The sequence below is a fragment of the Arthrobacter sp. STN4 genome, from assembly GCF_024539665.1.
Classification (GTDB): Bacteria; Actinomycetota; Actinomycetes; order Actinomycetales; family Micrococcaceae; genus Specibacter.
Window position 1 is genome coordinate 16,164 of sequence record NZ_JAKZGX010000001.1, and the last position, 13,205, is coordinate 29,368.

Annotated in this window: 16 protein-coding genes; 5 read left to right on the forward strand and 11 right to left on the reverse strand. The window is 70.4% G+C overall.

Annotated features, from left to right (window positions below; all coding sequences use genetic code 11):
- Nucleotides 1–20: 20 nt before the first annotated feature.
- From MMF96_RS00060 to MMF96_RS00070, 3 genes are read left to right on the forward strand one after another with little or no spacing between them, the layout of a single operon-like run.
- Nucleotides 21–1,391 (forward strand): ABC transporter substrate-binding protein, encoded by a 1,371-nt coding sequence (locus MMF96_RS00060; RefSeq protein WP_256882152.1) that lies wholly within the window; start codon nucleotides 21–23, stop codon nucleotides 1,389–1,391.
- Complete coding sequence (locus MMF96_RS00065; RefSeq protein WP_256882153.1) at nucleotides 1,381–2,367, forward strand: carbohydrate ABC transporter permease; 987 nt, start codon at nucleotides 1,381–1,383, stop codon at nucleotides 2,365–2,367. The genes MMF96_RS00060 and MMF96_RS00065 overlap by 11 nt, the downstream gene beginning before the upstream one ends.
- On the forward strand, nucleotides 2,367–3,188 hold the full coding sequence (locus MMF96_RS00070) for a carbohydrate ABC transporter permease (RefSeq protein ID WP_256882154.1): 822 nt from the start codon (nucleotides 2,367–2,369) through the stop codon (nucleotides 3,186–3,188). The genes MMF96_RS00065 and MMF96_RS00070 overlap by 1 nt, the downstream gene beginning before the upstream one ends.
- On the opposite strand, the gene MMF96_RS00075 is transcribed toward MMF96_RS00070, so the two are convergent.
- Together MMF96_RS00075 and MMF96_RS19500 are read right to left on the reverse strand one after the other, a co-directional pair.
- Nucleotides 3,185–3,787 (reverse strand): ArgP/LysG family DNA-binding transcriptional regulator, encoded by a 603-nt coding sequence (locus MMF96_RS00075; protein ID WP_309145208.1) that lies wholly within the window; start codon nucleotides 3,785–3,787, stop codon nucleotides 3,185–3,187. The genes MMF96_RS00070 and MMF96_RS00075 overlap by 4 nt on opposite strands.
- A 12-nt stretch (nucleotides 3,788–3,799) precedes the next feature.
- Nucleotides 3,800–4,072 (reverse strand): LysR family transcriptional regulator, encoded by a 273-nt coding sequence (locus tag MMF96_RS19500; RefSeq protein ID WP_306295609.1) that lies wholly within the window; start codon nucleotides 4,070–4,072, stop codon nucleotides 3,800–3,802.
- 69 nt (nucleotides 4,073–4,141) lie between these two features.
- Here MMF96_RS19500 and MMF96_RS00080 point away from each other — a divergent pair, with 69 nt between their 5' ends.
- Nucleotides 4,142–4,762 carry a LysE/ArgO family amino acid transporter gene (locus MMF96_RS00080; RefSeq protein WP_176616254.1) on the forward strand — a complete coding sequence of 207 codons (621 nt, stop codon included), beginning with the start codon at nucleotides 4,142–4,144 and terminating at the stop codon, nucleotides 4,760–4,762.
- A gap of 23 nt (nucleotides 4,763–4,785) precedes the next feature.
- Here MMF96_RS00080 and MMF96_RS00085 read toward each other — a convergent pair whose 3' ends face one another.
- Together MMF96_RS00085 and MMF96_RS00090 are read right to left on the reverse strand one after the other, a co-directional pair.
- Complete coding sequence (locus MMF96_RS00085) at nucleotides 4,786–5,193, reverse strand: hypothetical protein (protein WP_176616255.1); 408 nt, start codon at nucleotides 5,191–5,193, stop codon at nucleotides 4,786–4,788.
- Between the two features lie 63 nt (nucleotides 5,194–5,256).
- On the reverse strand, nucleotides 5,257–6,324 hold the full coding sequence (locus MMF96_RS00090; protein WP_309145209.1) for a DUF1524 domain-containing protein: 1,068 nt from the start codon (nucleotides 6,322–6,324) through the stop codon (nucleotides 5,257–5,259).
- Between the two features lie 10 nt (nucleotides 6,325–6,334).
- Between MMF96_RS00090 and MMF96_RS00095 the strand changes: the two genes are divergently transcribed.
- The gene (locus MMF96_RS00095; protein WP_256882155.1) at nucleotides 6,335–6,511 is read left to right on the forward strand and encodes a hypothetical protein; all 177 of its coding nucleotides are present in this window, start codon (nucleotides 6,335–6,337) and stop codon (nucleotides 6,509–6,511) included.
- 11 nt (nucleotides 6,512–6,522) lie between these two features.
- Here MMF96_RS00095 and MMF96_RS00100 read toward each other — a convergent pair whose 3' ends face one another.
- From MMF96_RS00100 to MMF96_RS00130, 7 genes are read right to left on the reverse strand one after another with little or no spacing between them, the layout of a single operon-like run.
- Nucleotides 6,523–7,374, reverse strand: a complete 852-nt coding sequence (locus MMF96_RS00100; RefSeq protein ID WP_256882156.1) for an HAD family hydrolase — start codon at nucleotides 7,372–7,374, stop codon at nucleotides 6,523–6,525.
- Nucleotides 7,367–8,536 (reverse strand): cysteine protease StiP family protein, encoded by a 1,170-nt coding sequence (locus tag MMF96_RS00105; protein WP_256882157.1) that lies wholly within the window; start codon nucleotides 8,534–8,536, stop codon nucleotides 7,367–7,369. The genes MMF96_RS00100 and MMF96_RS00105 overlap by 8 nt, the downstream gene beginning before the upstream one ends.
- A complete protein-coding gene (locus tag MMF96_RS00110) occupies nucleotides 8,533–10,023 on the reverse strand; it encodes a phosphoribosyltransferase domain-containing protein (RefSeq protein WP_256882158.1) in 1,491 nt (496 codons plus the stop codon). The genes MMF96_RS00105 and MMF96_RS00110 overlap by 4 nt, the downstream gene beginning before the upstream one ends.
- Nucleotides 10,020–11,210, reverse strand: coding sequence for an HpcH/HpaI aldolase/citrate lyase family protein (locus MMF96_RS00115; protein WP_256882159.1), 1,191 nt, complete (start codon nucleotides 11,208–11,210; stop codon nucleotides 10,020–10,022). The genes MMF96_RS00110 and MMF96_RS00115 overlap by 4 nt, the downstream gene beginning before the upstream one ends.
- A 38-nt stretch (nucleotides 11,211–11,248) precedes the next feature.
- Nucleotides 11,249–12,019 (reverse strand): hypothetical protein, encoded by a 771-nt coding sequence (locus MMF96_RS00120; RefSeq protein WP_256882160.1) that lies wholly within the window; start codon nucleotides 12,017–12,019, stop codon nucleotides 11,249–11,251.
- 3 nt (nucleotides 12,020–12,022) lie between these two features.
- Nucleotides 12,023–12,574, reverse strand: a complete 552-nt coding sequence (locus MMF96_RS00125) for a TerD family protein (RefSeq protein ID WP_176616259.1) — start codon at nucleotides 12,572–12,574, stop codon at nucleotides 12,023–12,025.
- Nucleotides 12,562–13,149: a hypothetical protein gene (locus MMF96_RS00130; protein ID WP_256882161.1), complete on the reverse strand. Its 588-nt coding sequence runs from the start codon at nucleotides 13,147–13,149 to the stop codon at nucleotides 12,562–12,564. The genes MMF96_RS00125 and MMF96_RS00130 overlap by 13 nt, the downstream gene beginning before the upstream one ends.
- Between the last annotated feature and the right edge of the window lie 56 nt (nucleotides 13,150–13,205).

Below are 13,205 nucleotides of genomic sequence, written 5' to 3' on the forward strand. Positions count from 1 at the left end.
AACAACAAAGGACACTTGTGATGCGTCATTTTAAGAAGATGCAGGCGCTGGGCAGCCTCGCCGCCCTTGCCCTGCTTGCAGCCGGCTGTTCCGCCCCGGCCAACACCAAGGACGACGTTGCCGCTGAGGGCCTGGGCACACCGTCGGCCGCGGTGGCCCAGGCCGCCAAGGACTTCAAGGGCCCCTTCACGTACTGGATCGGCCTGACCTTCCCGGAATCCAGCAATGACCTGGAGGCGGCCCGCATCAAGGCGTGGGGCGACAATCTGGGCATCAAGACCGAGGTTGTCAAGGTCAACCAGAACGAGGTGGTCCAGCAGGCCTCCGGCGCCATCGAGGCCAAGTCACTGCCCAGCGCCATGACCGTTCCCTACGACCTGATGTCCACGATGGCCACGGGCGGCCAGCTCACCCCCGTGCCGGACGCCTACGCCGCCGTCGGCCAGGCGCACCAGGGCTGGCTGAAGTCCATCGATGCGGCCACCAAGGCCAAGAGCTTCGGCGGAAAGGTCTACGGCGTCCCGTTCGGCTTCTTCGGCAACGTGCTCTTCAGCCGCGCCGACCTGCTGAAGGAAAAGGGCTTCAACGCCCCGCCCAGGACCTGGGACGAACTGCTCGCCCAGTCCAAGGCAACCCAAAACCCGCCGAAGACCTATGGCATGGGCTTTGCCCTCTCCAACGTCCTGGACGGCAACCTGACCACGTCCATGATGCAGTCCTTCGGCGGCCGCGTGGCCGACGACGCCGGCAGGAAGTGCACCATCGACAGCCCGCAGACCGCATCCTTCCTGAAGTGGATCAAGGGTGCGTTCGACGCCGGACAGTTCCCGCCGTCGGCCGTCACCTGGGATGGGGCGGGAGACAACAACTCCTACACCTCCGGCCAGTCCCTGTTCATCGTCAACACCGGCAGCGTCTACCAGTCCATGAAGAAGGACGATCCGGACCTGGCCAAGGCCAGTGCCTACTCGGCCCTCCCCGCCGGGCCTGCCGGCCAGGTGGCCCCGGTGGATCCGCGCTACCGTGTGGTCCCCGCGAGCACCTCGGCAGCCGGCAAAATCCTGGCCCAGGACCTCTTCAAGGCCCTGGCGGACGACACCTACATGGCCGGCTTCATGGAGAACGCCACGTACGGCCCCGTACTGAATTCGCAGCTGAAGTACCCGGTCTTCACGGACAGCCCCGTCCACGCCGGGCTCCTGCAGCAGGCTGACAAGGGCACCGCCCCGGCCTACCCCGACACCGCCAACGCCGCCTACTCCGACTACCAGAACGCGTTCTCCACCCCGCGGATGGTCCAGCGCGTGCTCGTGGACAAGGTGGACATCAACACGGCCATGGCCCAGGCCCAGGCCTCGTGCCAGAAGATCTATGACCAGCATGCCAGCTAAGTCGGAGCTCTCTGCGGGCACTGCCGGGCGGACCCGCCCGGCAGTGCCCGCCGGCGCCGCGCGGCGGCGCCGGGACAAGGACGCCGGCCGGGGCGCAGGCCGCGGCACGGGCAAACGCCCCGCGGCGCTCCGGAAGGAGGCGCGGCTGGGACTGCTCCTGGTCCTGCCCGCCGTGGCCGTGATAATCATCCTCATCGGCTACCCCACCCTTGCCTCCATCTGGTACAGCTTTACCGACAGGATGGTGGGCACGCCGGGCCGCTTCATTGGGCTGGACAACTACACCCGGCTCGCGCAAGATTCGGGCTTCCTGTCCGCCGCAGCAAACCTGGTGCTCATTGTGGGTGTCTCGCTGCTGCTGAAGCTGGTCCTCGGCACAGTGGTCGCCGTCATCCTCAACCGTCCCATGCCCGGACGAAACTTGTGGCGCCTGCTGGTCATGCTGCCCTGGGCGATGCCCGGGTTTGTGGCCTTCATGGGGCTCCGGCTGATGTTTGAATCGCCCTACGGTGCCATCAACGTGGCGCTGGACACCTTCACCAGCCCCATTCCCTTCCTCAGCGACCCGGACTGGGCGCGCGTCTCCGTGGTCCTGGCCACCGTCTGGCGCGGATTCCCGTTCTGGGCCATCTCGATCCTGGCCGCCCTGCAGACCATCCCCAAGGAACTGTATGAGGCCGCCCGGATGGACGGTGCCAGTGCCTGGCAGCAGTTCACCAACATCACCGTGCCCCAGATCCGCTCAACGGTGGCCGTGGTGGCCGTGATCTCCGCCATTTGGACCGCCAACGGCTTTGAGAACATCTGGCTGATGACCCAGGGCGGCCCATCCACCACCACCATGACGTTCCCGGTCCTGTCCTACCTGAGCCTGCAAAGCCGGCAGCTGGGGCAGGCCGCCGCCTACGCCGTGGTCATCCTGCCCGTCATGGCACTGTTCATCATGCTGCTCAGCCGCCGCAAGAAGGAGATCTAATGGAAAAGCGCGGCCGCCCCGGCACCATCCTGGGCATGGCATTCCTGGCCGTGGTGGTGGTCCCGCCCGTCTATTACATGGTCATCGCCTCGCTCAAGCCGCGGTCGGCGATCTACCGGACGCCGTCGTGGCGGCCGGAACGGTCCAGCCTGGACAACTACACGAAGGTCTTGTTCGAGAACGATTTCCTGGTCAACATCGGCAACAGCCTGATCGTCGCCCTGGCCACCACCGTGCTCGCCATGGTCCTGGGCGTGCTGGCGGCCTTCGCCATTGCCAGGTTCAGGTTTCCGGGCCGCAACGCGGCCAGCCAGCTCATTCTCATGAGCTACCTGACCCCCATGGTGCTCCTGTTCATCCCGTTGAGCGTGGTGGTGGGCAACCTGGGGCTGGCGGACACGCTGTCCGGGCTGGTGCTGGTCTACCTGACGTTTGCCGTCCCGCTGTGCACCTGGCTGGTCCTGGGCCACTTCCGAGGGTTCCCGCCGGACCTGGAGGAAGCCGCGTCGCTGGACGGCGCCTCGAAGATGCGGACTCTGTTCAGCGTGCTGCTGCCGGTCTCGGCGCCGGCCCTGGCCACGGCGGCCTCACTGGCCTTCATGATGGCCTGGGGTGAACTGTTCCTGGCCCTGACCTTCGTCAAGGGACAGGACGTCATGACCGCGCCCGTGGCGTTGCAGCACCTGAGCACGGGCGATGTCCAGCAGTACGGGCCCATCATGGCCGGTGCGGTGCTCTCGGCAATTCCCGTGCTGGCGGTGTATTACATTTCCCAGCGCTGGGTGGTCCAGGGTGCTGCGGAAGGCGCCTTCAAGGGCTAGGACAGGGCGGCGGCCGCCGTCGTGGTGACCGCTGCCGTGAGCGCGTCCAGGGCCGCTGACTGGATCTTCCAGCGCTGCCAGTGCAGCGGGATGGCGGTGACGCGGCCCGGCACCAGCTCCACGAGGCTGCCGTCGCGCAGCCCGGCGGCACAGTGGGCTTCCGGCATCAGCCCCCAGCCCAGGCCGGAGCGGACGGCGGCAGCCAATTGCAGGGTGTCCGGGATGAAGTGCTCCGGGCAGTGGGGGTGCCCGCCCGCCACTGACGCGAGGAAGTTGGACTGCAAGGTGTCGGAGCGGTCAAACTGCAGGGCGGGTGCGGCGGCAAAAAGCGCGGCACGGAATCCGCCGGGAAACCACCGCTGCATGAACGCCGCCGACGCCACGGCCCGGTAGCGCAGCGCGCCCAGCGGCACCACGGAACAGCCCTGGACGGCCTCGGGCGAGGCCGTCACTGCGGCCATGGCCTGCCCGGAGCGCAGCAGGTCCGCGGAGTGCTGCTCGTCCTCGCGCAGCACTTCAAAGGTCAGCCCGGATCCTGCCGGCACCGCGGCCAATGCGTCCACGAACCAGGTGGCGAGGGAATCCGCGTTGACGGCCACGGGGATGGGCGCCTACGCCGCATCCGCCAGGCCCAGCTCCGCCGCGGCGTCGGCCTCCAGCTGGCGCAACTGCCGGGCCAGCTTGTGCACAATGGTGCCCGGGGCGGTGGCATGGATGGGTGTGGTGCGCTGGAGCAGGACCTGCCCGGCCGCCTGTTCCATGGCCTTGATCCGCTGGGAGACAGCGGACGCGCTCACGTGCAAGGCCCGGGCTGCCGCGTCAAAGGTGCCGTGTTCCAGCACGGCCAGGAACGTGCGCAGCTGTTCCGTCTGGAAGTTCAACATTAGATTTCCTTATGTATCACAAAAATAATTAGCTGTACTGAATGGAAGCAGCCTAGTAGCTTCTTGGGTGTGACTCCAGTGGATTTCCTCTCCCCGGCGGCCACCGGACTTGGCGCCGGGCTGGCCCTCATCATCGCCATCGGCGCGCAGAACGCCTTTGTGCTGCGCCAGGGCCTCCGCGGCGAACATGTGGGGCTGGTGGTGCTGGTCTGCATGCTGAGCGACGCCGTCCTCATTGCGGGCGGGATTTTCGGCATCGGGGAGGTGTTGCGCGCGGTGCCGGCCGTGGTGGTGGTGATCCGGCTGGCCGGGGCGGCGTTCCTGCTGGCCTACGGCGTTTTCGCCGCCAGACGCGCGTACCGTCCCGGCACGCTGGAGGCGGCGGGGCAGCAGGGCGCACTGGGCCGCCAGGCGGTCCTCGCCACGGTGCTGGCGCTGACCTGGCTGAACCCGCACGTCTACCTGGACACCGTGCTGCTGCTGGGCACGCTGGCGAACCAGCAGGGCGGGCTGCGGTGGTGGTTTGGCGCTGGCGCGGCGGCGGGCAGCGTGCTGTGGTTCAGCGCCCTGGGCTTTGGTGCCCGGCTGCTGCGGCCGGTGTTTGCCCGGCCTCTCTCGTGGCGCGTGCTCGACGGCGCGATCGCTGCGGTCATGGTGTTCCTGGCCGCGCGGATGGCCTTTGGCTGGTAGGCGGACGGGCCCGTGCCCGGCGGCTAGATGAAGTCCATTTCCACCTGCAGGAACCGTTCCGCCGAGGCGATGGCAGCGGCAAACGCCTGCTCCTCGGTGGGTGCCTTGTTCGGGGCGCGGGTGAACCATTCGTGGTTGTCCATGTGGATCTTGCTGAAGCCGCCGCCCGGCGGGGCATAGAACACGGCAAAGCGCTGGACGGGCCACTCCGGCCCGGTTTCCAGGGCCACCAGCAGTGCCGCACCCAGCGCCGGGTTGTACCACTGGGCGATGGGCCGGCGGCGGTCGCTGTCAAACAGTCCGGATGCGTAGCGCGATGCCGGCTGCGGTCCTATTTGGGAGCACAGCCGGTCCCACCACAACGGCAGGATTTCGTTGTCGTGGCGGATCCATGCCGCCGGAGTCACCGGCTGTTCACCGCTGGGGCCCATGGCTTAATTTTAGCCATTCACGGCACGGTTTTGCAGGGTCTGCCAGGGTGCGCTGCGGGCCTGCTATTCGCAGCCGACCCCGTCTCCGTCGCGGTCAAACTTCGATTGGAAGCCCGGCTGGCCGGCGTAAATGGGGGCGGCCCCGGCGGCCCGGACTGCGGTGCAGTTTTGGTAGTAGACATTGGCGGGTGCAGGGGCGGGTGCAGGTGCGACCGGTGCCGGTGCGGGGGCTGCAGGTGCCGGCGCCGGTGCGGGTGCGGGGGCTGCAGGCGCCGGGGCAACGGGGGCCGGCGCCGGTGCGGGCTCCGCAGCCTCGGGGGCGGGCTGTACCGCGGGCACCCCGGCGTCGGCGCAGCCGCCCAGGACCCGCGCCATGGCGTCGTGCTCGGCCTGGGTGACCCACAGCTTGTAGCTGGCCTTGACGGAAATCTGCCGCGCCACGTAGTCGCAGCGGTAGGCCTTGTTCGGCGGCAGCCAGGTGGCGGCGTCGCCGTCGCCCTTTTGCTGGTTGGTGGGCCCGTCCACGGCCAGCAGGTTGGCCGGGTCGTTGGCGAACGCGGTGCGTTCCTGCACGGACAGCTGCTGGGCACCCTTCTGCCAGGCGTCGCTGAGCGCCACCACGTGGTCGATCTGCACCACCGCGCTGTTGGGGCCGCGGACAAAGTCAATGACCTTGTTCGTGTAGGGGTCGGCCAGGATCCCGGTCAGGACCACGCAGTCCCGCATGCCCGGCCGAAACGTCTTGGCTGTCAGGTCGCGGTCCAGGACATCGTTGCGGGTGTCGCAGCCGTTCCTGTCCACATCCGCCCACGCCTGGCCGAATTCGGCCCGGCTGTAGCCCGTCTTCGGGGCCCGGCCCTTGATGGGCAGCGTGGCCAGGACATCGAGGGCCTTGGCCGCCGATGCCGACCGGGCGTTGCCGGCCGCCTCGGCGTTGGGCCCGGCCGCCTCGGCGTTGGGCCCGGCCGCCGACGGCGTGGGCTGTGCTGCCGCGGCCGTGGCGGCCGGGGCGCTGGGGGAGGCCGTCGGGGAGGATGCCGGGGAAGCCGCCGTCGTGGACGACGCCGGAGCCTCCTGGGGTGCCGGGGCGCCGCCGCACGCCGTGGCCACCAGCAGGACGGTGGCCAGCACGGAGACACTGATGAAATCGGTGGCCCGGCATTTTCCGGCGGTTCGGCCGGTTCGGCCCGGCCGGGCGGATCGGCGGGTGCCGGTGGTGGCAGTCGTGCAGGTGGTGGCCGCGTGGGGCTTCGGCAAGGGGCAGCGCTCTTTTCTGGGAAAAATCCTCGGACACCACCAGCTTAGCCCGGGCCCGTGATACCGCCGGCCTCAGCCGGCAGCCTCCGCCAGCGCCAGCATCCGGGCCAGGATTTCCTCCCCGGCCAGGACGCCGCGGACGGTGGTGGGGAACAGGTTGGGGGCCTGGTGGCCGGCGTCGTGCAGTTCCCCGTGCAGGGGGCGGAAGGCCACGTCCGCCCGGGCCAGCAGGTCGGCATCCAGGAGGGAGTCCCCGGCGGCCAGGATGGTGCCGGCGCCGGTGCGGCGGGCCACCTCGTCCAGGGCCCCGCCCTTCGTCACGGGCGCGGGCACGCAGTACAGTTTCCGCCCCTGCAGCGAGACGGTCCAGCCGGCCGCGGCGCACTCCGCCTGCAGCTGCTCCAGGAAGGCCGCCGGCATGGCCCCACGGTCCACGATCGCGTACACGAACAAGTCCTCGGCGCGGTGCACGCGCAGGATCCAGCCTGCGTGGGCGGGGCCGGCCAGCCGTGCCTCCACGGATTCCAGCGGTGCGCAGTCGGCGGCAATCCGCGCGGCAAGGTGGCGGCGCCAGCCCGGATCCGGCACGCCGCGGTGCAGCAGCTTGCCGCCGTTGGTGGTGATGGCATACTCCGGCGCAGGCCCGGGCAGCTGCACGCGTTCGTACTGTGCCTGGGTGCGCGTGGTGACCGGGACAAACGCCGCGGCCGCGGACAGCTTGAGCAGGAGGTCCTCGGCGGCCCGGGTCATGAAGGACAGGGGCGCGCCGTCGTACACCTCGGCCACCACCAGGGCGGGGGCGTCCTTGTCCGGGCCCGGCAGCCACAGCGCGTTTTTGGAGTAGATGAGGGTCCGGTCCAGGTCGCATGCGGCCAGGACCGGAGCCCGGCCATGGGGGATCGGACGGGGTCGGGTGTCAGGCATGGCCGGCCGCCCTGCCGTCCGCGCCCACGGCGGCCTTGCTGAACAGGGGGTGGATCAGGCCCACGCAGGAATAGGGCAGTCCCGGGACTTCCTCCACGGGCGTGCCGCGCTGTTCGGCGAGCAGCAGCACGTGCGCCACGTCCGCCCGCGCCTGCGGGTTCACCAGCACCCGCCACGGCACGCGGCGCAGCAGCACCCTTGTGGTTTCCCCGACGCCGGGCTTGACGAGGTTGACGTTGTTGATGCCGTATTCGGTGCTGATCCGTTCGACGGCGGCCCAGCCGGCCCAACTGGGGGTGCGGTCGGCGGTGTGCAGGGCGGCGACATCGGCGGCCACGGCATCACCGACGGCGCCGAACCGGGCGGAAACGGCGTCCAGGAAGCCGCCCGAGACGTCGCTGCCGGCCAGTCCGGCATAAAACTTGGCGCCGTGGAAGTCGCCCGGGCCAATGTGGTCGGTGTTGAACACGGTGCGTGAAACCAGCCCGGACACCGTGGAGTTCAGGCAGGCGGACGGGATCAGGTAGTCCTCGCGCGTGCCGTACATCTCCACGCAGTGGCCGGGATCCGCCAGCACGGCCAGGTCGTCCGGGAAGCGCGCCCCGCCGCTCCCGGCAAAGCGGTCCAGTGCCGCGGTCAGCTCGCGGGAGATGGCCCCCTTGCCGGTCCAGCCGTCCACGAACAGGATGCGCGACGGTTCAAAGTTTGCCGCCAGGTAGCGCAGTGCCGTTTCGTCCAGCCCGACGCCGCGCACAATGCTCATGGTGAAGTGCGGGAGCCCGGTGCCGTGGACCGCCAGCGCCCAGCGGCGCATGAGGATGCCGATCGGCGTCCCGGCCCGGGCCAGGGAGACCAGCACCGGGCGCCCGCCCCGGGCAGCCAGCGCCTGCTCCGTCACCACCCCCACGGCCCGGGCCACGCGTTCCCCGGAGCGTTCCACCGCCTCCTCGTAGAGGCCCTGGTATTCGGTGCCCGGCGTGTATTCCACCGGCAGTGACTCGGCGTAGTTGGCGGCGCCGGACTGGATGGCGCGCTCGCGGTCCGCCGTGGGCGCCTCGAGGGCCACGTGGCTGAGGTCCTTCAGCAGCCACTGCACCTCGCTGGACGCGTAGGAGCCGAAGGCCGGGCCGGCGAGGGGCGTGGGGAAGGTGGTGCTGCTCATGGCGTGGCGTCCTCGGGTGCGGTGGCGAAGGCGGTGGTTGGCGCGGGGGTGTCCGCCGGCAGCAGCACGACGACGGCGTCCGCGGCCGCCGTCCGCAGCGCGGCAGCCAGCCCGGCCAGCCCCGCGGCGGGGTTGCCGTGGAGCAGGGCCCGGCGGTCGGCGCCGGGTTCGGGGAACGCCACGATGGTGCCGGGGCGGCGGCCCGCGCCGGTGAGGTTGTAGGCGTAGCGGACCCCCGGGCCGTCGTCGGCGTCGTCGTGGCTGGCAAAGGTCAGCGCGCCGGTAATGGCGTAGTCGCCGCGGTCGAGGGGGAAGATCGGCGAGCGGGTGGTGGTGGAGAAGCGCACGCCGGCCGCCGGGCGCAGCGCCGCCAGCTCGGCGGCCACGGCCAGCGGCAGGAAGATGTTTTCCTCGCAGCCCACCACCGTCACCGGTCCCTGGCAGCCGTTGCGCTCCAGCAGCCCGGCCACGTCGGCGGCGATGCGGCTGATGCCCGCTGCGGCGGGCGGTGCGGTGTTGCCGTAGCGGTCGCTGCGGACGGGGGCGATCTCCGCCGCGGTGAGCTCCAGCAGGGACAGCCGGCCGGCCGGGGCCCCGGCTTCCGGTGCGGGCTCCAGGGTCTCCAGGAGGCGCTGTGCGCGGGCCAGGACGTCCCCGGGCAGGCCGATCCGGCCGGTCCCGAGCGCGGCCACCGAAATCCGGCAGCCCAGCTCCCCGGCCAGCCGGTCGAAGCGGCTGCGGTCTTCGGGCGAGCGCAGGTCGATCAGCGCGGCCACCACGTAGCGGCCGCGGGGGACCAGGGCGTGCAGCTCCCGGATGGTGTTGATGACGGTGGAGCCGGTGCTGAGCTCGTCGTCGACCAGGACCACCGGCCCCGCTCCGTCCAGCCAGCGCGGGTCCGCGGGCACCATGCGGTGGGAGGTGGCGTGCGAATGCCCTTCCTGGAACCCGGCGGCCAGCGGAACGCCCGGTGTGGCGTGGCGGGTTGAGTGGATGTAGTAGGCGCCCAGGGCGTTTGCCACCAGCCGGCCCAGCCCCGTGGCCGTTTCGGCAAAGCCCAGCACGACGGCGTCCGGCACCGGGGTGCGCAGCGCCGCGACGTGCGCGGCGAGGCTGGAAACGGCGGCGTCGCGCGACGGGCCCGTGGCACGCAGCGCGGCCGTGAGCTGCGCCGCCGCACCGGCCAACGGACTGCCGGGCAACCGGCTGCCGGGTGCGGGCGTTTCCGCCAGCTCCCGCGCCACGAAGGCGCCGAGCAGTTCCCCGGCGGCCATGGCCAGGGCCGGCTCGACGGGCACGTGCTTGGCCAGGACCTGCGAGACCAGCAGGTGTGCCCGCTTCGGGTTGCGGCGCAGGGCCAGCCCCACGAGGTCCTCCACGGCCACGGCGCCGGACGGGTCCGAGTGAATGTCCACGCCCAGTTCGCGGGCCACGAATCCGCCGCTCCAGGGCACGGTGCCGCCACCGGGGGAGGAAGCCGGGCTCATGACATGCCCGCGTCCAGCAGGTCCACGAAGGTCACATCTGCGGCCGCGACGCCAAACGCGCGGGAGCGCAGCAGCGTGCGGTGCGCCCAGGCCTGGTGCGGCTTCATTTCGTTCATCTTGTTGCCATAGGGGGACGCCGCGGCGCCGCCCCGCACATTGCCGGCAATGGCGCAAGCGTCCAGGAATTCCTCGTGGCTGACCACGTTCATGGCGTGGACCACGGCCACGTGGCTGGGGTGGATGAGGGTCTTGCCCAACAGGCCGTTGGCCAGGTCCAGCTCAATTTCACGGATCAGGGTGTCCAGGTTGGCGGTCATGATCCGGCGGCGCAGCTCCTTCTCGCTGGTCCGCACGAACGGGGTCAGGCGCAGCTGCGGGCGCAGCACCCGCTCGGTGTTGGCATAGTGTTCCCACACCGGGCCGCTGATGATGAAGCCGGGGTCGGGGCGGCCGAGCACATTGACGATGTCGCCCACAATGTTCGCCACCACCTGGACGTCGTAGATGGTCAGGTCGCGGGAGCGGCGCAGGCCAAAGGTGCTGGACATGTCAGTGGCCCCGATCCGCACCGCCAGCACGTCTTCCCGGTGGGCACCCAACAGCCGGCCGATGCCGGTCAGGGCCGCCGCGCGCGTTTCGAGCCGGATGACCGCCGGGGACTCCAGGATGGGCATGATCCGCAGCCTCTGTCCGGGCGTGCCGTTGCGGGGGTTCCCGTCCAGGCCCAGCTCGGCCTGGATCACGTGCAGGGCCGCCAGGAACCGGTCGCCCCGGCCCGAGACGTTGTCGAACTTGGGGATGACGAACCCCGCCAGCACGGCCAGGGCGGCCCCGGCGCGGCGGGCCAGGGACACCATCTGTTCAACCGTGCGCACGCGCACAAACAACAGTGGGGTCCCGTCGCCGCGTGCGTGCAGCCGGACCAGGGCCGCGACGATGTTCCGCTCGGCTTCCGGGACATCGGCGTCGGGGATGGAATCCTCCAGGCACAGCACCATGCTGGTGCACCCGGCGTCGCGCTGGCGCAGCACGTCCGCGGCCAGGTCCCGGCGGTTGGCCGGCGTGTACAGCGTGCCACCCAGGGCGACGGCCTGCAGGGCGGGATCGCCGGCGGCGCTGAACTCTTCGGGTTGCCGGTGGAACAGCCGGGCCAGCTGGGACGGCGTCAGGTGTTGGAAGTGTTGCATTGGCCCTTTCGGGGACTGGTGGGCGGGGCGCGGCATTGCTACCGCCCGTAGGCGCCCGCAGGAGCCTGGTGGGTCATGGTGAAGTCAAATTCCTGCCAGATCTGCAGGTCCTCCCAGGCTTCAGGAACCGGTTCGGCCCGCAGCTCCAGCACATTGCCGATCCGGTGGACCAGCAGCACCAGCTGGATGCCGCCGGCCACGGGGGGCAGGGCCACGGTGGCGCCGCTGAAGAGCTGCACGCCCATGGTCCCGCTGCTGCGGTTGATGAAAATGGCCCGGCGCAGCTCGCGCACGTGGCGCAGGCTGACCAGTGCGGCCGTGCCGTCGTAGCCCACGAGGGGCCGGTTGCCGCTGGTTTTCACCGGCGAGCCGGCCGTGTGTCCGGCCGCGTCCGCCCCGCCCACGACGCGGCGGGTGCTTTCCCAGGCCATGGCCGTGCTGCCGCTGACCACCATGGTTCCCACGGCAGATTCGAGCGCGGTGAGCCGCAGCACCCGCTCACGGAGGTTCAGCTCAAAGACGTCGGCGATCCCCGGCGCGGGAAACAGCAGCCCGACCTCGTGGTCCTCGTTCCGGGCGGCCTCGCGCCGGGCGGCCAGTTTCGCGGCCCGCGGATTGGCGGCCGACGGCGGGGCGTTGCGTCCCAGCACCAGCCCGGCGGGCTGCGGGGCCGCGGGCGCTGCGGCGGCTGCGGGGGCCACGGCGGCTGGGTTGGCGGTGGCCTCGGGCTGTGCTGCGGGAAGCGGGGGCTTGACCCGGCGTCGCAGGTAGGGAAGGTCGGTGCGCGGGGTGGAGGATCGGTTGACCATGGCCTAGAGCGTGATCCCGTAATCCTTGGCCACGCCGGCCAGGCCTGTGTTGTAGCCCTGGCCCAGCGCCCGGAACTTCCACTCGCTGCCGTGCCGGTACAGCTCGCCGAAGATTACGGCCGTCACGGCGTCAAGGGTGGCGGCGGGCATGTCAAAGCGCACCAGCTCCCGGTTTTCCGCCGTGGCGACGCGGATGTGGGAGTTGCGCACCGAGGCGAAGCTGCCCCGCCCGCGCACGTCCGGGTCAACGTAGACAAGGAACACGATTTTGGCCACGTCAGCGGGCACCGCGCCCAGCTCAACGTCAATCTGCTCCTGGTCGGCATCCCCGGCGAAGGTGACGGAGGCGTCGGCGCTGACCAGCTGGTTGAAAAACACCAGGTGGTCGTTGGACAGGGCCTGCCCGCCGGCGTCGCACAACACGGCAAAAGGCACCAGCTCGGCGGCCGGGCCGTGGCTGGGGATGGCGTCCCAGCCCAGGCCGACCACCACGTGGTCCAGGCCGGGGTTCTCCCCGGTGAGGGCCGCGTTGGCCCCGGCAATCAGTGATGCCATGGCTGGCCCTCCAAGCGCAACGGGTCCCTTTCGGCTGGTGGTTCCGGTGGTGGCTGGTGCCTGGCTGGCTGGTGTTCGAGTTGCAGGGCCGCGTCCTGGCCGGCAAATTTGTCTGCCAGGAAGCGGCCGTGCGTGGACAGTTCCTCCACGGCACCGATGCGGATCTGGTTGAGCAGGTCTGCCAGGGTTTCCTCCAGCGTGGCCAGCTGTTCGGCGAACATGAAAGTTGCCTTGGATTCCTCGTCCTGGTGCGCGGGCGGCAGCGACAGGTAGGACTGCAGGGGCGAGGGGATGTAGTCGCAGATCATGGCATTGAGCAGCACGCGCTGTTCCGTGGAGCAGCCCCGGATGCCGATGTCCGCAACGGCCTCGCGCAGCAGGTCGCCCAGCTGGCGCAGCTGGGACGAAAGCAGCGGGGGCAGGCGGCTGCCGGAACGGCGCACCGCGGTCCGCAGCTTGTCCACGGAGACGCCCATTTGGGCGATCTCCGCAGCCACCGGGTCGGGCTGCGGGGCCGCCGGCACGGCAGGGGCCGGGCGGCTCCCAAAGAGGCCACCGGCAAAACGGCCAATCATCGTACGTTCCTCAAGTTCCGTCGTCGTTCCTTCAAGGCTACTCCGGGCGGCCGGCA